The organism is Pseudomonas sp. GNP014, from assembly GCF_054344005.1.
This window is the reverse complement of sequence record NZ_JBTGUS010000001.1, coordinates 796,906-820,284: the sequence shown is the minus strand read 5'-3', so window position 1 is coordinate 820,284 and position 23,379 is coordinate 796,906. Positions and strand designations below refer to the sequence as shown.

Here is a 23,379-nt window from a genome sequence, read left to right as displayed (position 1 = left end):
GCGCAAAGCATTGTTCCAGTGCCGACGGTGCGTGTGGCATGACGACCGGCAGGCTCAATCGCCGCCCGTGGAGGTGATGGCACTGCGGTCGAGCTCTCTGGCGCGACGGCTGATCCGCCTGTTCAACGCCAGTGCGATGCCACTGAGCAGGACAAAACAGTAGCCGAGGGTCGCTTGCAGGTTGCTCGGACTCAGGCTGATCAGCGCGCTGATCAACCCGCCACACACGAAGATGATCGTGCTGCCGGCCGAGGCCGACGTCCCGGCTATTTCCGGGAACAGGGCCATGGCTCGCGAGGTGGCGGCCGGGCGCGCAATGGTGGTGCCGGCGGTGCAGATCAGCATCGGAATCAGCACCGTGGCCGGCGAGCGCGCGAAGTGCTGCGCCAGAAACAGCATCACCAGCCCCGCCAACAGGATCAGGCTCAATCCGGCGACGATCTGTTGTCGCGCATTGATCCGTCGGCTCAAAAGCGTGGCCGCGATACCACCGAACACATACGCCGCGCCGTAGATCAGCAGAATCAGGGAAAAGTCATAAGTCGTCAGTTGCAACTGATCCATGAAAATCAGCGGCGAAATCACGATGAACGAGAAGTGACAGGCGAAGGCGAATGCCGAGATCAGCCAGTAGCTGACAAACTCGAAATCGCTCAGCACTCGCCGGTAAGCCCTGACAAAACCAAGGTGTGCTGCGCTGGACGTCGGGCGACCGCTGTCCAGAAACAGCCAGGCCTTGATCATCAACAGTGCCGACAGCGCGGTGAACACCCAGAAGCTGCCGCGCCAGCCAAGGGTGGCCTGCAGGAAGGCGCCGGCCAGCGGCGAGAGCGAAATGAAGATACCGGTGGCCGTGACCATCAGGATTCGCAAGCGATCCCGTTGCTCGCCTTCGAACAGATCCTGAACCAGGGCCTGAGATAACACGAAACAACCGCAGCCCAAGGCTTGCATCACCCGGAAAATCAGGAACAACGAATAATCTGCGGTCATCACGCAACCGATGGCGCCGAGCATCGACACGCCCAGGCCGCTGAGCAGCAAGCCCTTGCGCCCGATCCTGTCGGACAGCGGGCCGATCAATAGCTGCGCAAACGCGATTCCCACGGCAAACAGGCTGATCGACAGTGCGATGTCCGCCGGCGTCCGGTTAAAGTGCGCCGCCAGTGCCGGGAATGATGGCAGCAGAACGTCCAGGGGAAATACGCCGAGCAGTACCATCGCCAGCAACAGGCCGACAGCCCCGCGACGCTGGCGAGAGGTGACCACGGATGTGCCTTCAGTCATCGATCAGTCCTGCCTTGGCAAAGAGTGTCTGGTTATGGGGCAGCGCAAAAAAACCGGCTTTGCGCAGTGCATCCAGGGTCGCCACGCAGCCTGAGCGTGCACGTGCACGACTGGCCTGCGCCGTGGCCAGGCCACTGACAATCAGGGTTACGTCGCGGTCGGCGATGCCGGCATCGCGCAGGCTCTGTCGCAGCCAGGGTTCATCGGTCTCGAAGAACATCCCGATGATCTCCAGCAACGTTTTGCTGGCGAATGCGCGCTGGCGACTGTTCATCGACAGCCAGACGTAGTGGAACACTTCGGCAAAGTAGCGACTGTGGCGGGCTTCGTCGGCCAGGTGGTCACGCAGCATGTCGCTGACGCTGGACACCAGACTGTCGCGGCAAACGTCCAGCAACTCCCGGGCAATGATGGTTTCCGAGACGAAACCGAGCAGCAGCCATGCCAGTGCGCGGTGCTTCTGCGGTGTGCGGGCGATCAGTGCGTTCATGCGGGTGATCCGTTGCGGCATCACGGGACGTGCGCTGAACCCGTAGACCCCGGCGATCTGCTCCGCCAGACGGTTGGAGAACAGCGCGTGATAACCCTCGTCGGTGTAGAGCTGCAGCGCCGCGTGTTTCATCGCCTGAGGTACGTAGACCGGCAATTCCCGGTGCACGATCACCTCCACCGCACGATTGACGATGCGGTGCTCGAGCAGCGTGGTGTAATCGAGAAAGTGCACCAGATGGCTGGCGGTCAACCGGTGCAACGTTTCGCGTCCTGCCGCCTTGATCGCGGGGTGCGCCAGATACGGCAGGAAGGCCGGTGGAAACCAGTGGCGGCTCTGCAACTGTTGCTGCACGTCTTCCGGCAGTCGGTAGTCGTGAGTGCTGCTGCGCACCGAAGCCCGGTTCTCCCAGTCTCCGAGGGTGAATTTGAGTGCCCATGACACGGGTGCCTCGTGCGGATCGGCAATGAGCAGCGTCATGCCTGCACCTCGCGCAAAAGCGTGCGCATTTCTTCACACATCACCTGGCCGTCGCTTTTACCGCAGCCGACAAAAAACAGCGGTTGTTCGGCACTGCCCACCAGGTTGAGCAGCGTTTCGACCTGGGCGTCTGCAAACGCACCGGTCAGCCAGGTATTGAAACCTGATGCCGTGGCGACCAGTTGAAAGGTTTGTGACAGATGGCCGGCTTCAATGAATGCCATGCGATAGGCGCGCGAGTGTCCATATTTCCACCAGAGCCGATCGAATCGCGCCGTGATGAACAATCCCAATGGCAGGTTATTGATGAAGTGCTGGCCACCGAGCAGGTCGCCCAGTGCCGCTTCAGGCAGTGGATTGACAAAACGCAGGCTGTGCTCGGCGGGGTCATAGGCATACAGGCCGGGAGTGAGGCCTTCGACATTCTGTACCAGCAGAAAACCTTCACACGCATTCAGACCGCCGCCGGAAGGGCTGCTCCGACGTGCGTCGAGGCCTTGGGCGACGGTGTCGTCCTCGTCTTCCCCGCGCTCGCTGAGATAGCCAAGGGAAAGGTACAGCAATGTGCCGACATCATTCAGTGTCATGGCTGCGCCGGTAAAGGTGCGGCAGGTTTTACGCCGCAGCAATGCGTTCGCCAGACTGTCGTTGCTCAAGACATTCCGAGCGGGCAAGGCAATGCATTGCCCGGTTCCAGACTCCGGACGGGCCGCCGCCGGTGCCGGGGTGGCCAAAACGTCATCGCAGTGCGCCAGATACTGTCTGGCCCATTCATCAATATTCCGAGGTGTGTGTTCGCAGGGAATATTCTGAGTGCCGATATGATAAATCTTTGACAGTTCATCCCAGCCCCATGTTGGGCTGTCTGTTTTTGATACGGATAGAATGCCCGCATTTAATAGTTGTGTGTCTATTATGTTTTGCGCGTCGAACAGGTTGGGGTTGCTTATTAGTTGGGCGAGGCGCGAGGAGTAATCAAGATCAAGTTCGTGCTGGGTATGGTCTTTGTAGTTCCAGACTATTTGCCCGGGTGAGCGCGGCAATATAAACAGGTAAGGATTGATGTGCATGAAGTGGCTTCACTCTGGATAAAAACGATAAGGACGCCGGGTGCCGGCACTTCCCGGCGTCCTGACTTACTTAGCGGGTTTTATGGGCAACCAGAAAAGCCAGGTTTGCGAGTTTGTTTGTTTCCAGAGAAATACTTTTCATGATGTGAACTCCTTGTTCGATTTAGTTAAGTCACCTCGTGGTGACAACTTCATAATAGTTTGTAATGGATTATTCGCAAGAGGATATTAAGTAGGAATATTCCAGTAATTTTGTCGGAGCGATCTTTAGCGAGGATTAGAGTTGTAGGGTGTTTTTTAATAATTAAAAGACGTAAGGAAATGTCCTGCATGTATTCAGGAAAGAAAATGTAGGAAGTCGCGAGTGTCGAGGATGGACAGCACTCGCGGAAAGAGTGCCGGAGAACGGCATAAAGTAAACGGGGAGCCTGTTGGCTCCCCGGTGTCGATCAGCTGTTTGGCAGCAGACGGCAGGTGATGCTCTTGATATAGCGGGTTTCGGCGATGGCCGGGTGTACCGGGTGATCCGGCCCCTGACCGCCACGTTCCAGCAACTGGATGTTGCGATCCAGGTGACGGGCGCTGGTCAGCAGGATGTTCTGCAGGTCGTCTTCCGGCAGGTGCATCGAGCACGAAGCGCTGACGAGGATGCCGTCCTTGTTGAGCAGGCGCATGGCTTGCTCGTTCAGACGACGGTAGGCGCCTTCGCCGTTTTTCATGTCTTTCTTGCGTTTGATGAAGGCCGGTGGATCGGCAACGATCACGTCAAAGCGCTCTTCGCTGGCCTTGAGTTCTTTCAGGGCTTCGAAGACATCGCCTTCGATGCAGGTCATCTTGTCGGCGAAGCCGTTCAGCGCAGCGTTGCGCTCGACACCGTCGAGGGCGAACGCCGAAGCATCGACGCAGAACACTTCGCTGGCGCCGAATGCGGCCGCCTGCACGCCCCAGCCACCGATGTAGCTATAAAGGTCGAGCACGCGTTTGCCTTTGGCGTAGGGGGCCAGGCGTGCGCGGTTCATGCGGTGGTCGTAGAACCAGCCGGTTTTCTGACCTTGAATGACGGGGGCTTCGAACTTCACGCCGTTCTCTTCCAGCGCAACCCATTCCGGCACCAGGCCGAACACGGTTTCGACGTAGCGGTTGAGGCCTTCGGCATCGCGGGCAGCGGAGTCGTTCTTGAACAGGATGCCGCTTGGCTTGAGGACCTGGGTCAGGGCCGCGATCACGTCATCTTTATGCGCTTCCATGGTCGCCGAGGCGATCTGCACCACAAGAATGTCGCCGAAACGATCAACGACCAGGCCTGGCAGCAGGTCGGAATCACCGTAGACCAGACGGTAGAACGGCTTGTCGAACAGGCGCTCGCGCAGCGACAAGGCGACGTTCAGGCGATGCACCAGCAACGACTTGTCCAGGGCAACCTTGATGTCGCGCGACAGCAGGCGCGCGCAAATCAGGTTGTTCGGGCTCATCGCAACGATGCCCAACGGCTTGCCACCGGCGGCTTCGAGGATGGCCTGGTCGCCCGCATTGAAACCGTGCAGTGGCGTGGCCGCCACGTCGATTTCGTTACTGTAGACCCACAGATGGCCGGCGCGCAGGCGACGGTCGGCGTTGGCTTTGAGGCGCAAGCTAGGCAGGGACATGACGTCGCTCCGGAAAAAAGAGCGGGAGTATACCGTGTTGGGGCTGGTGCCGGGATTGGAGTGCGATGAAACGCAGATGGCCTCTTCGCGAGCAAGCTCGCTCCCACAGGGGATTTATGACCGGCACAGACCTGTGTGGGAGCGAGCTTGCTCGCGAAGGCAGTCCTGAGAGCTACGCAGACAGCGCGTTGATCAGCTCCTTGTTGAACGCCGGAATATCATCCGGCTGACGGCTGCTGATCAGGTGACCGTCCTTGATCACTTCTTTATCAACCCAGTTGGCCCCGGCATTCACCAGGTCATCCTTGAGCGTCTTGTAGCTGGTCATGGTCTTGCCGTTGACCAGCCCGGCGGAAATCAGCAACCAGCCGCCATGGCAGATCACCGCGATCGGCTTGCCGGCGGAGGCGCCGGTCTTGACCAGATGCTGGGCGTCCTGGTCGATACGAATGGTGTCGGAGTTCTGCACGCCGCCCGGCAGGACGATCGCGTCGTACTGTTCGCTGCTGGCGCCTTGAAATGTCTGGTCGACTTTAAAGTCGTCCGCCGGTTTGTCGTGGTTCCAGCCTTTGACCTTGCCGGCCTCGGCGGAAAGGATATCGACCTGAGCACCAGCCTGTTCCAGGGCCTGCTTGGGGCCGGTCAGTTCGACCTGTTCGAAACCGTCTGTTACCAAAATGGCGACGCGTTTGCCGTTGAGAGAAGTAGCCATCGTTAAGCTCCTGAATCGTCGGGAAATTGCCGCCGCAATGGACTGCAATCGTCCATCGGGCCTTACAGACTCCGAAGCCGGTGCGGGAATGAAAGTTCCTGACAATTGCCCACTGGTGTGTCGTCGAGCGGTTTTTAGAGGTTAGAATCGCCGCCTGTCCCAGAGTGTGTACTTATGTCCCAAGAGCTGACCACCGAACAGATTCAACAATCCCTGCAAGGCATCAGCGTGCCGGCGCAGCCGCAGATCATGGTGGATCTGCAAATGGAGCAGTACATGCCCGACCCGGACCTGGAGGTGATCGCCAAGCTGATCGCCCAGGATCCCGGCCTGTCCGGTTCTCTGCTGAAAATCGTCAATTCACCTTATTACGGCCTGAGCAACAAGATCACCTCGATCCAGCGCGCGGTGAACCTGTTGGGCAGTCGTTCGATCATCAACCTGATCAACGCGCAGTCGATCAAGGGCGAGATGAACGACGACACCATCGTCACCCTCAACCGTTTCTGGGACACTGCCCAGGACGTGGCCATGACCTGCCTGACCCTGGCCAAGCGTGTGGGCACCCAGGCTGGCGACGAGGCTTATGCATTGGGCCTGTTCCACGATTGTGGCGTGCCGTTGATGCTGCAACGCTTCCCCAACTACATGTCGGTGCTGGAAAAGGCTTACGCCAATGCCAGCGCCGAGTGCCGCGTGGTGGACACCGAAAATGCCGAGTTCAACACCAATCACTCGGTGGTCGGTTATTACACCGCCAAGTCGTGGCGTCTGCCGGAGCACGTCAGTTCGGCGATTGCCAATCACCACAATGCATTGGCGATCTTCAGCGACGAGTCCTCGCGCAACAGCCAGATGAAGAATCTGCTGGCGATCCTGCAAAATGGCCGAGCACATCTGCGCGTCGTACCGGGTGCTCGGCAACCAGGCCGAAGACCAGGAGTGGAACAGCATCGGTGCGCTGGTTCTCGATTACGTCGGCCTGTCGGACTACGACTTCGAAACGCTCAAACAAACGATTCGCGACCTCGGCGCGCATTGATCCGAGGACGCCATGCCTGAACTGCCGGAAGTCGAAACCACCCGCCGGGGCATTGCCCCCCACCTGGAAGGCCAGCGGGTCAGCCGGGTCATCGTGCGTGACCGCCGGCTGCGCTGGCCAATCCCCGAAGACCTCGATGTGCGCCTGTCCGGGCAGCGCATCGTGCTGGTCGAGCGGCGCGCCAAGTACCTGTTGATCAACGCCGAAGTCGGTACGTTGATCAGTCATTTGGGCATGTCGGGCAACCTGCGTCTGGTCGAGGTCGGCTTGCCGGCGCTCAAGCATGAGCATGTCGATATCGAGCTGGAATCCGGGCTGGCCTTGCGCTACACCGATCCGCGACGCTTCGGTGCAATGCTGTGGAGCACCGATCCGCTCAATCACGAACTGCTGATTCGCCTCGGGCCGGAGCCATTGACCGATCTGTTCGACGGCGAGCGCCTGTTCCAGCTGTCGCGCGGGCGTTCGATGGCGGTCAAACCGTTCATCATGGACAACGCGGTGGTGGTCGGGGTCGGCAACATTTACGCGACCGAAGCGCTGTTCGCTGCCGGCATCGATCCACGCCGCGAAGCCAAGAGCATCTCGCGGGCGCGTTATCTGAAGCTGGCGATCGAGATCAAACGCATCCTCGCCGCCGCCATCGAGCGCGGCGGCACCACGTTGCGTGACTTCATTGGCGGTGACGGGCAACCGGGGTACTTCCAGCAGGAACTGTTTGTTTATGGTCGTGGCGGTGAACACTGCAAGGTCTGCGGCACCGGCCTGCGGGAAGTGAAGCTTGGTCAGCGCGCCAGTGTTTTCTGCCCGCGCTGTCAGAGCTGAGGTAAACCGTTCGAAAACATCCTACGGTCTATAGTGAGTTGTCTCACTGCCTAGCCCGAAGGATCGTGCCATGAAATCCCTGCAAGTCCTCTGTGCCGCACTGCTGCTGTGTTCCAGTCTGGCTGTCCAAGCCACGGAAACCGGCAGCGGTGATCCGCGTTACACCATCCAGAACCCACCGGCCTACGCCATGCTTGGCGACTTGCTGATCGCCCGACCTTTGCTGGTGGTGGCGACGGTAATCGGTGCGGGGGCGTTTGTGGTGTCGTTGCCGTTTACCGCGCTGGGTGGCGGAATTGGCGAGGCAGGGCAGGCGCTGGTGGTTGACCCGGCGAGGGCAGCGTTTGTGCGGTGTCTGGGGTGTGTCGGGGAGGGTTTTGAGCAGCGCGAGTAAGCTGATCCGGGTTTTGCGGTGTTGCCGATGGCCTCATCGCGGGCAAGCCCGCTCCCACAAGGTTTTGGTGTTCACACAATTTTGTTCCACCACAGAACCCTGTGGGAGCGGGCTTGCCCGCGATGGCGTCGCCAGCGGCGCTGAAGAACTCAGGCCTTGCCGGTAATCTTGCGGTACTTCGCCATCAACTCTTCTTCAGTCTCCGGATGGGCTTCGTCCAGCGGTATGCAATCCACCGGGCAGACCTGCTGGCACTGCGGCTCGTCGTAGTGGCCAACGCACTGGGTGCACAGGTTCGGGTCGATCACATAGATCTCTTCGCCTTGGGAAATGGCGGCGTTCGGGCACTCGGGTTCGCAGACGTCGCAGTTGATGCAATCGTCGGTGATGATCAGGGACATGCTAACTCCAGCCGGGGCGGCAAGCCCGGGCGCAATAATCAATGCGCGCAATTGTGCCGCATTGACGCCCGCAGTGCACGCGGGCGCCGTTTGAACGGTCGTTACTTCTTGAAGCGCAGGGTCAGGGCGTCGGCCACGGCCGGGTGGACGAACTTGCTGATATCACCGCCCAGCGCAGCGATTTCCCGCACCAGCGTCGAGGAAATGAACGAATAACGCTCGGACGGTGTGAGAAACAGGCTCTCGACGTCCGGCGCCAATTGGCGGTTCATGTTGGCCAGCTGGAATTCGTATTCGAAGTCCGACACCGCGCGCAGACCACGCAGGAACACATTGGCGTTCTGCTCTTTGGCGAAATGCGCCAGCAGCGTCGAGAAACCGACCACTTCCACGTTCGGCAGGTGTTTGGTGACCTCGCGAGCCAGTTCGACCCGTTGTTCCAGCGGGAACAGCGGGTTTTTCTTGGGGCTGGCGGCGACGGCGATGATCACGTGATCGAACAGGCGCGAGGCGCGTTCGACCAGATCGCCATGGCCCTTGGTAATAGGGTCGAAGGTACCTGGGTACAACACTCGGTTCATCGCGTCGTCCTGGCGGGAGTCCGTTGGGGAGTCGGATGGTATCGCAGCCGTCCCGGTCGGCCAAGTCGCCTGTTGGGTAAGAAAGCACTATAGACGACGCGATAAACCGGTTTTTTCACGGATTTCTCAGCCGATCAGCGAGGGACGTCGTCAATTGTGCAGTCAGTCCATACACCGACAACTGCGGGTTGGCACCGATGCTGGTGGGGAACAACGAGCCGTCGTGAATCGACAGATTGCTCAGTTGATGATGCCGGCCAAGGCTGTCGGTGACTGCGTTTTTCGGGTCTTCGCCCATCGCGCAGCCACCCATGACGTGGGCACTGCCCAGGCGTGTGCGGTACAGCTCAAGGCTCAAACCGTCGATCAAAGTGCGCGCCTCGGCCAGGGTTTTCACGTAACGCGCATCGGCGTGCATCGGCATCACCGCTTGCGCGCCGCCGGCAAACTGGATCTCGGCCATGCTGTGAAAGGCGCGGCGCAAGCCTTCCCAGGCGTAAGGCGAGACCTGATAGTCGAGCACCGGCGAGCCATCGCCGCGCAATTCGACATTGCCGCCAGGGCTGTCCGGGTGGAAACCGTCGCGCAGCAGCGCCAGCATCGCGTGGGTGTGCGGCAGATCAGCCATGTGTTCGGCGTTCTGCGTGCCGAAGCCGCCCAGCAGCGTTGCCGCCAGCGCCGGGTGCAGCGGTGGCACTTCGAGTTTGTAGCCCATCGGCCCGCTGGTGCCGTCCCTCCACTGGAAATGATCCGAGTAAATCGACTGTGGCGCACCGTAGAACGGGTTGATCACTTCGTCGAAACGCCCGGCGGACATGTTCACCAGATGCAGGAAGGTGCGTTTGCCGAGGCGCTGATGCGGGTCTGGCGCGCCCGAGCGCAAGAGTAGGGCGGGGCTGTTGATGCCGCCGCCGGCCAGCACGTAATGCCGCGCCTTGACCGTAATCGTGCGCCCGGTCGGTGCGACGCAGCGTTCGTCCATCGCCACACACTGCAGGCCGGAGACCTTGTCGCCGCTGATCAGCAGTTTTTCCGCGCGAGCCAGGTAGAGCAGCTCGCCGCCCTTTTCCAGGGTCGCCGGAATGGTGGTGACCATCATCGACTGTTTGGCGTTGGTCGGGCAGCCCATGCCGCAATAGCCGAGGTTCCAGCAACCGCGCACATTGCGCGGAATCACGTGCCAGCTGTAGCCGAGCTGTTCGCAGCCCTTGCGGATCACGTCGTTATTGGCGTTGGGTGGCACCATCCAGGGTGCCACACCCAGGCGTTGCTCCATTTTCTCGAACCACGGCGCCATCTCGGCAGGGCTGTGGCCTTTGACGTTGTGTTCCTTGGCCCAGTGCTCGAGTGTCGGTTCCGGGGTACGAAAGCTCGATGTCCAGTTGATCAGTGTCGTGCCGCCGACCGCGCGGCCCTGGAGGATAGTGATCGCGCCGTCCTTGCTCATGCGGCCGATACCTTCCTGATACAGGCTGCTGTAGGCCTGGTCTTCGAGCATTTTGAAATCGGAGCTGGTTTTGAGCGGGCCTTCTTCGATCAGCAGCACCTTGTAGCCGGCAGCGCTGAGAATTTCCGCGGTGGTGCCGCCACCGGCGCCGCTGCCGATGATGGCGACGTCGGCTTGCAGCGTCAGGTCGTCGGTCAGTTGTGCGCCGTTATAGGTTTTCCAGCCACGGGCGAGGCCTTCGCGGAACGGGTCGGGTACGGGCATCGATCAGGTTCTCTTTATTATTCTGGCTGTGGTGGTGAGGCGGCTGGCGCCTTCGCGAGCAAGCTCGCTCCCACATTGAAATGCATTCCCTTGTGGGGGCGAGCCCCGGTTTCAAACGTTAGGCGGGCCGGGGTAGCCGCAGTGCGCCCAGGACTCGGCGCGGGTGTACCAGGCCATCATCACCATTTGCTGCAGTGAGCTGTGGCCCATGCGCAGCAGGCTCAGCGAGCTGTTCTGCCAGCGTTCGAGAAAGTGACGCATGGCCTCGGGGCCGGCGTTTTCCCAGCTGCCCCAGATTCCGGTGAGCGGCCCGCGCGTGACGGCCATGCCGAGCACGTCGAACAGTTGCCGGGTGAGTTTGAGCATTTCCGGCGACAGGTGATCGAGGCTGTAGTCCAGCGACTTGAGGGTGCCATCGACGGCGCCGGGCATTTTTTCGCTCGCCACGGCGCCCTCGAGCATCACTGGAATCAAGGCGCGCAGAAACAACAGATCACCGTCGCGCAATGCGGCGAACCCGTTGGCGGTCACGCTCGACGAACAGCCACTGAGGCTGGCGCCGAGTCCGGCAGTGGCAAGAAACGCGGTAGCGCCGAGGCTGAACTTCAGCAGGCCACGGCGCGACAGCGCAGGTGTTTCAGTCAGGCTTGGGTGCATTGTTTTTATTACCCGGCGGTGACAAGGGCTTAGCGGATGAACAGCTTCTGGATCAGTTTCTGAATCGATTTGCCGTAGGGCGGGTAAATCAGCCTGGACGCATTGAAGCGCTGCTTGATCAACACACCTTTGGCTTTACTGAATGTGAGGAAACCTTCATGGCCGTGGTAATGGCCCATGCCTGACGGGCCGATGCCGCCGAATGGCATATCGTCCTGTGCCACATGCAACAGGGTGTCGTTCAGGCACACGCCGCCGGAGTGAGTTTCGTGCAACACGCGGTGCTGTTCGCGTTTGTCGTAGCCGAAGTAGTAAAGCGCCAGAGGACGTGGTCGCTGATTAATGTAAGCGAATGCCTGCTGCAGATCCTGGTACGGCACGATCGGCAGCAGCGGGCCGAAGATTTCGTCCTGCATCACGGTCATTTCGTCGCTGACATTCAGCAACAGGCTGTGCGGCATGCGTCGGCCCTGACCGTGTTCGAACAATGGAATCAGCAACGCGCCTTTGCTGGTGGCATCACTGATGTAGCCATTGAGGCGTGCCAGTTGGCGTTCATTGATGATCGCCGTGTAATCCGGGTTGTCGGCGAGGGTCGGGTAAAAACCCTGGACGGCCTGGCGATAGGCTTCGACGAACCCGCCGACACGGTCTTCTGGCACCAGCACGTAGTCCGGTGCGACGCAGGTCTGCCCGGCATTCAGGGTTTTACCGAAGGCGATGCGTTCGGCGGCGTCCTTGAGCGGTACGTCGTGGGAGACGATGGCCGGCGACTTGCCGCCCAGTTCCAGGGTGACCGGCGTGAGGTTTTCGGCAGCGGCGCGCATCACGTGTTTGCCAATGCTGGTGGCGCCAGTGAACAGCAAGTGATCGAAGCGCAACCGGGAAAATGCCACGCCGACGTCCGCCTCTCCGAGCACCACGCAGACCAGGTCTTCAGGGAATACCCGGGCGAACAGTTGCTTGAGCAATTGCCCGGTCGCCGGTGTTGATTCGCTGAGTTTGAGCATCACCCGGTTGCCCGCCGCCAACGCGCCGACCAGCGGGCCGATGGCCAGATAAAGCGGGTAGTTCCACGGCACGATGACACCGACGACGCCGAGCGGCTGGTACACCACTTTCGCCGAAGCCGGCTGGAACGCCATGCCGACCTTGCGCCGCGAGGCCTTCATCCAGCCTTTGAGGTGGCGGCTGGCGTAATGAATGCCATGCAGGCTCGGCATCAGCTCGGCGAGCAAGGTTTCATCGGCGCTGCGATGGCTGAAATCGGTGCTGATGGCGTCGATCAGGGCCTGACGTTCGCTGCTGAGCAAATCGCGCAAGCTCTTCAGCCATTGCTGGCGTTGCGCGGCGGGGGGCATCGGGTTGGCGGCGTAGGCGGCACGTTGCGCGGCGAACAACCGGTCGAGCGCTTCAAGTGGCTCTTGCAAGGTTTGCAGGTAAGCAATATCGGCAGTCATTGAAGGCTCCGGTTTTATTATCGTGAGGACTTTCTAGAGTCTATGCTCTAGAAAGTCAAATGACTTCCTTGCGCAGCTTTGTTTTATCCCGCTCCGGATAGGTCGTAAGATGCCGGTCACCGCACTCTGAATTAAAGCTCAAGCCATGGCCCCACGAATAAAAACCAGCGAGCGCATCGTGCAGAACAGCCTGGAGCTGTTCAATCAGCAGGGCGAGCGCAGCGTCAGCACCAACCACATTGCGGCCCACATGGAGATTTCTCCGGGCAATCTGTACTACCACTTCCCCAACAAGCAGGCGATCATCGCCGTGCTGTTCAGTGAGTACGAAGCCCTGGTCGACAGCTTTCTGCGCCCGCCGCAGGGCCGCGCCGCGACGGTGGAAGACAAGCGTTTCTATCTCAAGGAATTGCTGTCGGCGATGTGGCGTTACCGCTTTTTGCATCGCGATCTTGAGCACCTGCTCGACAGCGACGCGGAGCTGGCGGCCCGTTATCGGCGCTTTTCCCAGCGCTGCGTGATTCAGGGCGCCGCCATTTACGAAGGTTTTGTCGCGGCCGGGATCCTGAAAATGGATCGCGTGCAGATCGAATCCCTGACCCTCAATGCGTGGATCATCCTGACGTCGTGGGTGCGCTTCCTGTGCACCACCCGGGAAAACTCCAATCACCTCAGCGAACAGGCCGTCAAACGCGGCGTGTATCAGGTGCTGGTGCTGGAAGCCGGGTTCGTCACCGATCAGGCGCGCGAGCAGGTCAACGCATTGTTCGAGGAGTTCTACGTGCCGCTGGCCCAGGCCCTCGAAGACGTGAAGTAAACCGTATCGCCGACATCCCACAGGAGTCCGTCATGCCGATTGCGCAACTGATCAGCCCCGTCGCACTGGATGCCCGCAAGGAGCAGCCGGGGCTGGTGATTCTCGATTGTCGTTTTGCCCTCGAAGACCCGGATTACGGTCAGCGCAGCTACGCCGAAGGGCACATTGCCGGCGCGCATTTCGCCGATCTGGAACGTGACCTCAGCGGGCCTGTGGTCAAGGGCGTGACCGGACGTCATCCGCTGCCTGAGCCGGCGGCATTGATCGAGCGACTGCAAGCGTGGGGCATCAATGCCGACAGCGATGTGGTGCTCTATGACGACGGTCCCGGTGCCTACGCGGCGCGGGCGTGGTGGTTGCTGGCGTGGCTGGGCAAGCGCGAGGGTGTGTTCATCCTCGATGGCGGACTCAAGGCCTGGCACGGTGCGGGGTTACCGCTGAGCCTGGATGCACCGGCGAACAGCCGTGGCCATTTCAGCGGTCAGGCGGACATGGGCTTGCTGCTCAGCGCCGAACAATTGCAGCAGCGTCTCGGCCAGCCGGCGCTGACGCTGCTGGATGCGCGGGCTTTGCCGCGTTTCAAAGGGGAAGTGGAGCCGATCGACCCGATTGCCGGGCACATTCCCGGTGCGCAATGTGCGGCGTTTACCGAGAACCTTGGCACCGACGGGCGTTTCCTGCCGGCGGACCAGCTCAAGCAGCGGTTTGCCGCCAAACTCGGCGATCGCTCGCCCGCGGCTCTGGTGGCGTATTGCGGGTCCGGGGTGACGGCGTGTCACAACCTGTTTGCGTTGTGCCTGGCGGGGTATCCGTTGGCTTCGTTGTACGCCGGGTCGTGGAGCGAGTGGATCAACGAGCCTTCCCGAGGCATCGCCACCGGCGAGTGATCCCCACGAGGTTCTCCCGGCAGGCTCACGCCTACAGCGGTTGTTCGGTGTTTGATGGTCTTTGTCTGGCACTGCGATACGCCGCTGGCCCCACGCCGTACACCTGCTTGAACTGCCGACTCAGATGGCTCTGATCGGCAAACCCCAGTTGCATGGCAACTTCCACCGGCAGACAGCCGCTCTGCAACAGGCCGCGCGCTGTGGCGATGCGCTGTTGCATTAGCCAGGTGTGCGGCGGCATGCCCGTGGCGCGGCGGAACACCCGGGCAAAATGGAACGGCGACAGATTGACCGCCGCAGCCAGTTCCTCCAGCGATGGCGGCGCGGCCAGTTGCGCATGCAGCAGCTCCTTGGCCAGCACCACCGCGCGATGTTCCTTGCCCGGTTTGCCGCTGATCTGCACCGCCGCGTGGCGCTGCAACAGCAGCAGCATCATCTCGCGCCACACCGTCTGCTGTTGCAGGGCGGTGGCGGGGCTTTCCAGCAAACGGTGCAACTGGCAGAAACCGTTGACCAGATCCGGATCGCGGTACAGCGTCGCGCCGAAGGCCGGCATCGGTGCGGTCGGCAGTTCCAGCTCTTCGAGCAACGAAACGATCTGCCCGGTATCGGGATAAAACGCCCGGTACAGCCAGCCGTCCTCGGTGCCTTTGTGACCGGTGTGCAACTCATCCGGGTTGATCAGCACCAGCGTGCCGCTGCCGGCCAGGTGTTCGGCACCGCGATACCGGTAGCGCTGGGCGCCGGCCATGATCATGCCGATCACGTAGCCGTCGTGGACGTGGGGGGCGAAGCGATGGTCGATGTAGCGCGCCGATAACAGTTCGACCCCGGCCAATGGCGCGGTTTGCCAGAAACGGATCGACTCGCCCGTCTCGTTCATGGCGTCACACGGGCCAGCCATTGCGGGATACGCCGTTCCAGGTAGTAACCGGGCTGACGGAACGTGCCATCGACAAAGCCGACATGCCCGCCCTTGGCCTGCAGTTCGAATTGCGTGGTGGCGGACAGCTCCTGCGCCGAAGGCAGGCTGTGGGGGAAGACAAACGGATCGTCGGCGGCCTGAATGATCAGGGTCGGCGTGCGTACTTCACCGAGGAAATAGCGGCTCGAGGCGCGGCGATAGTAATCCTCGGCGTCGGTAAAACCGTGCAGTGGCGCGGTCACCCGGCCATCGAAATCCCAGAAGGTACGCATGTTTTCCAGCGAGCCGAGGGCGGCCAGCGCGGCGAGGCCATCCTCGCGTCCGTCATGCTGGAATTGCCGTTGCTTGTTCTTGATGTAGGCGACCATCTCGCGCATGAAGTGCGCCTGATAGACCCTGGAAAAGCCCTGGCCGATGCGGTCGGCGCATTGATCGAGACGAAACGGCACCGACACGGCGACCGCACCGAGTACGCCGCTGTCGCTGCCGGTTTCTCCCAGATGCTTGAGCAGCACGTTGCCGCCGAGTGAATAACCGACTGCATACAGCGGCGCCAGCGGCCGTTTGGCGCGCAGGTGTCTGATGGCTTCGGCAAGGTCTTCGCTGGCGCCGGAGTGGTAACTGCGCGGCAGCAGGTTCGGTTCGCCCGAGCAGCCGCGCCAGTTCAGCGCGACACTGGCCCAGCCTTGACCGGCCAACGCCTTCTGAATGCCTGCGACGTAAGGTGAATTGGAGGAGCCGGTCAGTCCATGCAGCACCAGCACCAAGGGTGCCTCGGCACTGTGCGGGCCATGCCAGTCGAGGTCGAGAAAGTCGCCGTCCTCAAGCCATAAGCGTTCGCGCTCGCGTTCGATATGCACGGTTTTGCGCCACAGCGGCCCCCACAAGGTTTGCAGGTGCGGATTGCCGAGGCCGAAGGCCGGGGTGAAGCGTTCAGTTTCCAGAGGGCACACACCTTTTGTGGCGAGGGAGCCAGCTCCCGCGCCACAGGGTTCTTCAATACTTTCAGTTAACTGCCATGCGTTGCCACAACGCGTAATAGACCCGCCCGGATTTCTGCTCGCGGTGCAGGCGCCAGTTGCCCGGCAGGCCCAGGGTCGACGGCGCGGTTTCGCTTTCAGTGTAGATCCACGAATCGGGCGCCAGCCACTCGCGCTCTTCCAGCAATGTGCAAACGGCCGGCAACAGGTTCTGGTTGAACGGCGGATCGAGGAACACCAGGTCGAACGGCGTGGCGACCTGGGTTTCCAGGTAGCGCAAGGCGTCGGCGGTCTGCACCTGGCCGTTGGTGCAGCGCAGGGTGCCGAGGTGTTCTTTCAGGCTGGATACCGCGACATGGCTGGCATCCAGTGCCTGGCCCATGGCCGCGCCACGGGACAGTGCTTCGAGAAACAGTGCGCCGCTGCCGGCGAACGGATCCAGCACCTTGGCCCCGGCCACATACGGCGCGAGCCAGTTGAACAGGGTTTCACGCACGCGATCCGGCGTCGGGCGCAGGCCCGGCGCGTCGGGGAAGCTCAGTTTTCGGCTGCGCCATTCGCCGCCGATGATGCGCAGTTGGTTCACGCCGTTGTGCACGTTTTGCGCAGGTTTTTTCGGTGTACGAGTTGCCATTAATGCTCCGGAACCCCGAGCGGTTGCTCGGCAGGTTTATCAGATGGGGCCGGTAACGGCTTTTGCGGCACGGTCGGGCCAGCGCTGACGATGACCATTTTGTCCGTGCTCAGGTGTTTGTTCAGGGCGTCGCGCACCTGTTCCACAGTCAGGCTCTGGGACTGTTTCATGAAGTCGTCCAGATAACTCAACGGCAGATTATAGAAGCCCATGGCGCCGAGTTGGCCGACGATGTCGGCGTTGCTCGCGGTGGACAACGGGAAGCTGCCGGCCAGTTCGCGTTTGGCGTCGTCGAGTTCTTTCTGCGTCGGGCCGGTTTTCAGGTAATCGGCGAGTACGTCCTGCACCAGTTTCAGGGTGCCTTCGCTCATTTCCGCGCGGGTCTGCAGGTTGATCATGAACGGGCCACGGGCCTGCATCGGGCTGAACGCCGAATACACGCCGTAAGTCAGGCCGCGTTTCTCGCGCACTTCGCTCATCAGGCGCGTGCCGAAACCACCGCCACCGAGGATCTGGTTGCCCATCGACAGTGCCGCGTAATCCGGGTCATCGCGGTCGATGCCCAGTTGCGCGAGCATCAGGTTGGTCTGCTTGGACGGGAACTCGATGTGGCCGGTGCTGGCCTTCGGTTCTTGCGGCGGCGCGATCTTCGCCAGGGCCGGGCCTTTCGGCAGGGCAGAGGACACTTGATTGGCGATGGCCTCGGCGTCGGTGCGGGACAGGTCACCGACCAGCGCGATCACCACATTGCCGGCCGCGTAGGCTTTGGCGTGGAACTCACGCAGTTGTGCCAGGGTGATCTTCGGTATGCTTTGCGCGTTGCCGTCACTCGCGTGCGCGTACGGGTGGTCGCCGTACAGGCGCTTCATCAGTTCGAGGGTGGCAAGTTTGCCGGGGTTCTGTTTCTGGTATTCGAAACCGGCGAGCAATTGGTTCTTGATCCGCGCAAACGAGTCTGCCGGGAAGGTCGGCTTGCCGACTACGTCGGCGAACAGCTTGAGTGCCGGTTCGCGCTTATCGGCGGCGCTCAGGCTACGCAGCGAAGCCAGCGCCATGTCCTTGAAGGCACCGTTGCCGAAATCCGCTCCCAGACCTTCGAAGCCCTGGGCAATTGCACCGACGTCTTTGCCGGCGACACCCTCATTGAGCATCGCGTTGGTCAGCACCGCCAGCCCCGGCACGTTGCCGTCCTGACTGCTGCCGGCAGCAAAGATCAGGCGCATGTCGAACATCGGCAGCTCATGGGCCTCGACGAACAGCACCTTGGCGCCTTCGGCGGTGTGCCAGGTCTGTACGTCGAGTTTGCGGCTGGCCGGGGCCTTGCCGTCGAGTTCAGTCAGCGATTGCAGTTTCTGGCTCGACTTGGCGTTGTCCAGTGCTTCGCTGGCATGGGTCCCGGTGTCGGGTACCAGATAAAACGCGGCGGAGCCGATGACTGCCACGGCGATCAGGCCAAGCAGCAGGCGTGGGGATTTGCGCTTACTCATGAGTCGTCTCCAGTGGCAGGACGTGGGCGACGCTGAGACGTTCGCGGGTGAAATACAGCTTGGCGGCGTTCTGGATGTCTTGCGGGGTCACGCTTTCCAGGTCGGCCAGTTCGGTGTCCATCAGTTTCCACGACAGACCGACCGTTTCAAGCTGACCGATGGCGGTGGCCTGGCTGGTGATCGAATCACGTTCGAAGACCAGGCCGGCAATGACCTGCGCACGCACGCGCTCCAGTTCTTCGGCGGACGGCGCGGTGGTCTTCAACTGTTCCAGCAGTTTCCACAGACCGGCCTCGGCTTGCGCCATGGTCTTTTTCTTCTGGGTGTTCGGCGTCGCCGACAGAGTGAACAGGCTGTCGCCACGGGTGTAGGCGTCGTAGCTCGACGAGCCGCCGGACACCAACTCTTCGCCGCGCTCCAGTTGCGTCGGGATGCGTCCGCTGTAACCGCCGTCAAGCAGCGCCGAGATCAGGCGCAGAGCGTTGACCGAGCGTTTATCTTCGGCTGTGGCAATGCTTGGCACGTTGAAACCGAGCATCAGGCTGGGCAATTGCGTCTGCACGTGCAGGGTGATCTGGCGTTCGCCGGGTTCGGCCAGTTCCAGCGGCTTTTTCGCCGGTGGCACGTCGCGTCTGGCAATCGGGCCGAAATAGCGCTGGGCGAGGGTTTTGACTTCGTCCGGAGTGACGTCGCCGACCACCACCAGCGTGGCATTGTTCGGCACATACCAGGATTGGTACCAGTGGCGCAGCTCCTCGACCTTCATCCGGTCGAGGTCGGCCATCCAGCCGATGGTCGGCGTGTGGTAGCCGCTTGCCGGGTAAGCCATTGCTTTGTAGCGTTCGTAGGCCTTGGACATCGGCTTGTCATCGGTGCGCAGGCGGCGCTCTTCCTTGATGACTTCGATTTCCTTGGCGAACTCGTCAGCCGGCAGGCGCAAATTGGCCATGCGGTCGGCTTCCAGCTCAAAGGCCACGCCCAGACGGTCGCGGGCCAGCACCTGGTAATAAGCGGTGAAGTCGTCGCTGGTGAAGGCGTTCTCTTCGGCGCCGAGGTCGCGCAGGATCAGCGAGGCTTCGCCGGGGCCGACCTTTTCGCTGCCCTTGAACATCATGTGCTCAAGCGCGTGGGACAGACCGGTCTGCCCCGGGGTTTCGTAGCTGGAACCGACCTTGTACCAGACTTGCGACACCACCACTGGCGCGCGATGGTCTTCGCGCACGACGACCTTGAGGCCATTGTCGAGGGTGAATTCATGGGTTGGTTGCGGGTCGGCCGCCAGGGCCGAAAGGGGCAGGCAGACTGTGCTGAGCAGCAGGCCAGCAGCGCGGCGGGCTAGAGCATTCATTCGTTTTTTAACCTGTTGGGCTGCCCGCTTGGTCTTAGCCTAGGCGGGCGAGGAGGTGCTAGGATACTGATCCGTTTTACCGGCGACCACGCCTATCAGGTTTTCAGGCTTGATACGGCTGTATAGGTTGGCGGCAGAAAGCTGCGGTTTATCGACTAGACTTCGCTTTTTCGCCGATTTTGCCGGTTGAGTCCTTCGTTTATACGATTCTTTGGGGTGCCGCTGGCGCCTCGACAACATGTTGCGCGTGAACAAGCTGGATGAAACACAGTCTGTTCTGCATCGAATATTTATTTGCCGGGGCGCCCTTATGGCGCGTCGCTACCGTGAGATAGCCGTCCTCCATGTTTGGTTCCAACGACGACAAGAAGACCCCAGCTGCGGCTGGCGAGAAGAAAAGCCTGTTCGGATGGCTGCGTAAGAAACCGCAGGAACCCGTTGTCGAACAGCCGCCTGCGATTCCTGAACCAGCCCCCGCGCCGGCACCCATCGTAGAAGAAGAGCAAGCTCCGATCGTTCTGCCGATCGCCGAGCCGGTGTTGCAACCGGTTGAGCCAGAGCCAGAACCGGAAGTGCCTGTGGCAGGCGGGGTGTCGCTGACGCCGGCCGCCGAGCCGTGGCTGACCTTGCCGGTGGCGGAAGAGCCGGTGGCGCTGGTTGAAGAAGCTGCGCCGCACGTGACGCCGCCGATTCCTGCGCCTGCTGCGTTTGTTCCTGAAGCTGCACCGGCGCCGGTGCTTGAGCCCGTTGCCGAGCCTGCGCCGGCGGTGGTTGCTGAACCTGTTGCGCCTGCGGTCGTTGCCCCGGTTGTTCAACAACCTGCACCTGCACCTGCGCCTGTCGCCAGTGTGCCGGTTGAAACGCCGGTCGAAGCACCACGCACCGAAGAAACCAAGGCCGGCTTCTTCGCCCGCCTCAAGCAGGGCCTGTCCAAGACCAGCGCCAGCATCGGCGAAGGCATGGCCAGCCTGTTTCTCGGTCGCAAGACCATCGACGACGACCTGCTCGACGACCTAGAAACCCGTCTGCTGACCGCCGACGTGGGCGTCGAAGCCACCACGCAAATCATCCAGCGCCTGACCCAGAAGGTCGCCCGCAAAGAATTGGCCGACGCCGACGCGTTGTACAAATCCCTGCAGGCCGAGCTGGCGGCGATGCTCAAACCGGTCGAACAACCGCTGAAGATCGTCTCGCAGAACAAGCCATTCGTGATTCTGGTGGTCGGCGTCAACGGCGCCGGCAAGACCACCACCATCGGCAAACTGGCGAAGAAGCTGCAACTGGAAGGCAAAAAAGTCATGCTCGCCGCCGGTGACACCTTCCGCGCCGCGGCCGTTGAGCAACTGCAGGTCTGGGGCGAACGCAACAAGATCCCGGTCATCGCCCAGCACACCGGCGCCGACTCGGCTTCGGTGATCTTCGATGCCGTGCAGGCCGCCAAGGCCCGTGGCATCGACGTGCTGATCGCCGACACCGCCGGTCGTCTGCATACCAAAGACAACCTGATGGAAGAATTGAAAAAGGTTCGCCGGGTGATCGGCAAGCTCGACGCCGACGCGCCGCACGAAGTGCTGCTGGTGCTCGATGCCGGTACTGGCCAGAACGCCATCAACCAGGCCAAGCAATTCAACCAGACCGTCGAACTGACCGGCCTGGCGCTGACCAAGCTCGACGGCACCGCCAAGGGCGGGGTGATTTTTGCCCTGGCCAAGCAGTTTGGCCTGCCGATCCGCTACATCGGCGTCGGTGAAGGCATCGACGATTTGCGCACCTTTGAAGCCGAACCCTTTGTCCAGGCACTGTTTGCCGAGCGGGAGCGTTCATGATTCGTTTCGAACAGGTCGGTAAGCGCTACCCGAACGGTCACGTCGGCTTGCATGAGCTGAGCTTTCGAGTCCGTCGTGGCGAATTCTTGTTTGTGACCGGTCACTCCGGTGCCGGTAAATCGACCTTGCTGCGCCTGTTGCTGGCGATGGAGCGTCCGACCAGTGGCAAGCTGCTGCTGGCCGGGCAGGATCTGAGCACCATCAGCAACGCGCAGATTCCGTTCCTGCGCCGGCAGATCGGCGTGGTGTTTCAGAATCACCAGTTGCTGTTCGATCGCACGGTGTTCAACAACGTCGCGTTGCCGTTGCAGATTCTCGGGCTGTCCAAGGCCGAAATCGCCAAGCGTGTCGATTCGGCGCTGGAGCGCGTGGCGCTGTCGGATAAAACCGATCTGTACCCGGGCGACCTGTCCACCGGTCAGCAACAGCGCGTCGGCATTGCCCGGGCCATCGTTCATCGTCCGGCCCTGCTGCTGGCGGACGAACCGACCGGTAACCTCGACCCGCGTCTGGCAGCCGAGATCATGGGCGTGTTCGAAGACATCAACCGGCTGGGCACCAGCGTGCTGATCGCCAGTCACGACCTGGCCCTGATTGCGCGCATGCGGCACCGCATGCTGACCCTGCAACGCGGCCGCTTGATCGGCGACGGGGAGGCCGGCGTATGAGTGCGACACGCAGTCCGAAGGTTTCCGAACGTGTGGCCCCGAAGGCCGCCGATCCGCAGCCACCGAAGAAGAAAAAACACGACGAAGACGACGGTCCCGACTTTGCCACGCTGTTTCGCGCCTGGGTGGAAAGCCATCGCGCCAGCCTGCTCGACAGCCTGCGGCGTCTTGGCAAGCAGCCGATCGGCAGCTTCTTCACCTGCATGGTGATGGCCGTGGCGCTGAGTCTGCCGATGGGCCTGTCGCTGTTGCTCAACAACGTCGAGCGTCTGGGCGGCTCGTGGCAGCGGGCGGCGCAGATTTCGCTGTACCTGCAACTCGATGCCAGCCCGGAGCAGGGCGAGTCGTTGCGCGAACAGATCAAAGGCATGCCTGGCGTGGCGGATGCTGAATATGTCGGTCGTGATCAGGCGCTGGAAGAGTTTCAGCAACAGTCCGGCCTTGGCGAAGCCCTGCGCGAACTGCCGGAGAACCCGCTGCCCGGCGTGGTGCTGGTGACGCCGAACGAGGTCGACAAGCCGACCCTGGAAGCATTAAGACAAAAACTTTCCGAGTTGCCCAAGGTACAACAGGCGCAACTTGATCTAGTCTGGGTCGAGCGTCTGGCCGCGATCCTCAAGCTCGGCGACCGGTTTGTCTTCGGTCTGACGGTGCTGCTGGTTTCTGCATTACTTTTGGTGATAGGCAATACCATTCGTCTTCATATTGAAAACCGCCGAATCGAGATCGAAGTGATTAAACTCGTCGGCGGCACTGACAGCTATGTGCGACGTCCCTTCCTTTATATGGGTGCGTTGTATGGTTTCGGTGCCGGGCTGTTGTCCTGGGGCGTATTGGCGTTTGGCCTGAACTGGCTGAACGATGCGGTGGTTGGGCTGGCCGGCTTGTACGGCAGTGATTTCGCGCTGGCCGGAGTGCCAGTTGCCGACGGCCTGTCGCTCTTGCTTGGCGCGGTGCTGTTGGGTTATATCGGTGCATGGATTGCAGTCGCGCGTCATCTCAGGGAGCTGGCGCCGAAGTAGAATCTTTTTTGCGCGTGATTGGCCTTGTG

At 61.3% G+C, this 23,379-nt stretch carries 22 protein-coding genes and 1 pseudogene; 8 read left to right on the top strand and 15 right to left on the bottom strand.

Annotation, left to right across the window (positions count from 1 at the left end; genetic code table 11):
• Positions 1-54: 54 nt before the first annotated feature.
• From ACXX9E_RS03845 to ACXX9E_RS03825, 5 genes are all read right to left on the bottom strand, one after another.
• Positions 55-1,287, bottom strand: coding sequence for an MFS transporter (locus ACXX9E_RS03845; RefSeq protein ID WP_458555050.1), 1,233 nt, complete (start codon positions 1,285-1,287; stop codon positions 55-57).
• Entirely contained in the window at positions 1,280-2,257 is a 978-nt protein-coding gene (locus ACXX9E_RS03840; protein ID WP_123469601.1) for a diiron oxygenase, read from the bottom strand. Before ACXX9E_RS03840 ends, ACXX9E_RS03845 begins: the two co-directional genes overlap by 8 nt.
• Positions 2,254-3,327 carry a SagB family peptide dehydrogenase gene (locus ACXX9E_RS03835; protein WP_458555049.1) on the bottom strand — a complete coding sequence of 358 codons (1,074 nt, stop codon included), beginning with the start codon at positions 3,325-3,327 and terminating at the stop codon, positions 2,254-2,256. The genes ACXX9E_RS03840 and ACXX9E_RS03835 overlap by 4 nt, the downstream gene beginning before the upstream one ends.
• A 449-nt stretch (positions 3,328-3,776) precedes the next feature.
• Positions 3,777-4,973: a class I SAM-dependent rRNA methyltransferase gene (locus ACXX9E_RS03830; RefSeq protein WP_093429813.1), complete on the bottom strand. Its 1,197-nt coding sequence runs from the start codon at positions 4,971-4,973 to the stop codon at positions 3,777-3,779.
• A 172-nt stretch (positions 4,974-5,145) separates the two neighbouring features.
• Positions 5,146-5,685, bottom strand: a complete 540-nt coding sequence (locus ACXX9E_RS03825; protein WP_123469598.1) for a type 1 glutamine amidotransferase domain-containing protein — start codon at positions 5,683-5,685, stop codon at positions 5,146-5,148.
• Between the two features lie 228 nt (positions 5,686-5,913).
• On the opposite strand from ACXX9E_RS03825, the pseudogene ACXX9E_RS03820 reads away from it, so the two are divergent.
• The 3 genes and pseudogenes from ACXX9E_RS03820 (at position 5,914) to ACXX9E_RS03810 (ending at position 7,946) form a co-directional block, all read left to right on the top strand.
• A pseudogene (locus ACXX9E_RS03820) lies at positions 5,914-6,727 on the top strand (HDOD domain-containing protein).
• Between the two features lie 12 nt (positions 6,728-6,739).
• On the top strand, positions 6,740-7,552 hold the full coding sequence (gene mutM / locus ACXX9E_RS03815; RefSeq protein WP_025112080.1) for a bifunctional DNA-formamidopyrimidine glycosylase/DNA-(apurinic or apyrimidinic site) lyase: 813 nt from the start codon (positions 6,740-6,742) through the stop codon (positions 7,550-7,552).
• Positions 7,553-7,622: 70 nt separating this feature from the next.
• The gene (locus ACXX9E_RS03810; RefSeq protein WP_123469595.1) at positions 7,623-7,946 is read left to right on the top strand and encodes a multidrug transporter; all 324 of its coding nucleotides are present in this window, start codon (positions 7,623-7,625) and stop codon (positions 7,944-7,946) included.
• Positions 7,947-8,095: 149 nt separating this feature from the next.
• Here the strand turns inward: ACXX9E_RS03810 and ACXX9E_RS03805 are convergent, their stop codons facing one another.
• The 5 genes from ACXX9E_RS03805 to ACXX9E_RS03785 form a co-directional block, all read right to left on the bottom strand.
• A complete protein-coding gene (locus tag ACXX9E_RS03805; protein WP_007921257.1) occupies positions 8,096-8,347 on the bottom strand; it encodes a YfhL family 4Fe-4S dicluster ferredoxin in 252 nt (83 codons plus the stop codon).
• A 101-nt stretch (positions 8,348-8,448) separates the two neighbouring features.
• Positions 8,449-8,928, bottom strand: coding sequence for a pantetheine-phosphate adenylyltransferase (coaD, locus tag ACXX9E_RS03800; protein ID WP_003229157.1), 480 nt, complete (start codon positions 8,926-8,928; stop codon positions 8,449-8,451).
• A 115-nt stretch (positions 8,929-9,043) separates the two neighbouring features.
• Entirely contained in the window at positions 9,044-10,639 is a 1,596-nt protein-coding gene (locus ACXX9E_RS03795; RefSeq protein WP_458555048.1) for a GMC family oxidoreductase, read from the bottom strand.
• Between the two features lie 111 nt (positions 10,640-10,750).
• On the bottom strand, positions 10,751-11,296 hold the full coding sequence (locus ACXX9E_RS03790) for a twin-arginine translocation pathway signal protein (protein ID WP_222834111.1): 546 nt from the start codon (positions 11,294-11,296) through the stop codon (positions 10,751-10,753).
• 29 nt (positions 11,297-11,325) lie between these two features.
• Positions 11,326-12,756, bottom strand: coding sequence for a coniferyl aldehyde dehydrogenase (locus tag ACXX9E_RS03785; protein WP_123469589.1), 1,431 nt, complete (start codon positions 12,754-12,756; stop codon positions 11,326-11,328).
• 145 nt (positions 12,757-12,901) lie between these two features.
• Between ACXX9E_RS03785 and ACXX9E_RS03780 the strand changes: the two genes are divergently transcribed.
• Both ACXX9E_RS03780 and ACXX9E_RS03775 read left to right on the top strand, forming a co-directional pair.
• Positions 12,902-13,573 carry a TetR/AcrR family transcriptional regulator gene (locus ACXX9E_RS03780; protein ID WP_123469587.1) on the top strand — a complete coding sequence of 224 codons (672 nt, stop codon included), beginning with the start codon at positions 12,902-12,904 and terminating at the stop codon, positions 13,571-13,573.
• 32 nt (positions 13,574-13,605) lie between these two features.
• Entirely contained in the window at positions 13,606-14,460 is an 855-nt protein-coding gene (locus ACXX9E_RS03775; protein WP_458555047.1) for a sulfurtransferase, read from the top strand.
• Between the two features lie 31 nt (positions 14,461-14,491).
• On the opposite strand, the gene ACXX9E_RS03770 is transcribed toward ACXX9E_RS03775, so the two are convergent.
• The 5 genes from ACXX9E_RS03770 to ACXX9E_RS03750 are packed head-to-tail and all read right to left on the bottom strand — an operon-like array spanning position 14,492 to position 19,834.
• Complete coding sequence (locus ACXX9E_RS03770) at positions 14,492-15,343, bottom strand: AraC family transcriptional regulator (RefSeq protein WP_123469583.1); 852 nt, start codon at positions 15,341-15,343, stop codon at positions 14,492-14,494.
• Positions 15,340-16,338, bottom strand: coding sequence for a hydrolase (locus ACXX9E_RS03765; protein WP_222834115.1), 999 nt, complete (start codon positions 16,336-16,338; stop codon positions 15,340-15,342). The genes ACXX9E_RS03770 and ACXX9E_RS03765 overlap by 4 nt, the downstream gene beginning before the upstream one ends.
• Positions 16,339-16,390: 52 nt before the next feature.
• Positions 16,391-16,999 (bottom strand): 16S rRNA (guanine(966)-N(2))-methyltransferase RsmD, encoded by a 609-nt coding sequence (rsmD, locus tag ACXX9E_RS03760; protein WP_123469579.1) that lies wholly within the window; start codon positions 16,997-16,999, stop codon positions 16,391-16,393.
• Entirely contained in the window at positions 16,999-18,486 is a 1,488-nt protein-coding gene (locus ACXX9E_RS03755) for a M16 family metallopeptidase (RefSeq protein WP_458555046.1), read from the bottom strand. The genes rsmD and ACXX9E_RS03755 overlap by 1 nt, the downstream gene beginning before the upstream one ends.
• A complete protein-coding gene (locus ACXX9E_RS03750) occupies positions 18,479-19,834 on the bottom strand; it encodes a M16 family metallopeptidase (protein WP_123469575.1) in 1,356 nt (451 codons plus the stop codon). The genes ACXX9E_RS03755 and ACXX9E_RS03750 overlap by 8 nt, the downstream gene beginning before the upstream one ends.
• 344 nt (positions 19,835-20,178) lie before the next feature.
• Here ACXX9E_RS03750 and ftsY point away from each other — a divergent pair, with 344 nt between their 5' ends.
• Genes ftsY through ftsX form a run of 3 tightly spaced genes read left to right on the top strand, consistent with a single transcriptional unit; the run spans position 20,179 to position 23,350 of the window.
• On the top strand, positions 20,179-21,660 hold the full coding sequence (ftsY, locus tag ACXX9E_RS03745) for a signal recognition particle-docking protein FtsY (protein WP_458555045.1): 1,482 nt from the start codon (positions 20,179-20,181) through the stop codon (positions 21,658-21,660).
• A complete protein-coding gene (gene ftsE / locus ACXX9E_RS03740; protein ID WP_003229148.1) occupies positions 21,657-22,328 on the top strand; it encodes a cell division ATP-binding protein FtsE in 672 nt (223 codons plus the stop codon). The genes ftsY and ftsE overlap by 4 nt, the downstream gene beginning before the upstream one ends.
• Complete coding sequence (gene ftsX, locus ACXX9E_RS03735) at positions 22,325-23,350, top strand: permease-like cell division protein FtsX (RefSeq protein WP_123469571.1); 1,026 nt, start codon at positions 22,325-22,327, stop codon at positions 23,348-23,350. Before ftsE ends, ftsX begins: the two co-directional genes overlap by 4 nt.
• The last annotated feature ends 29 nt before the right edge of the window (positions 23,351-23,379 follow it).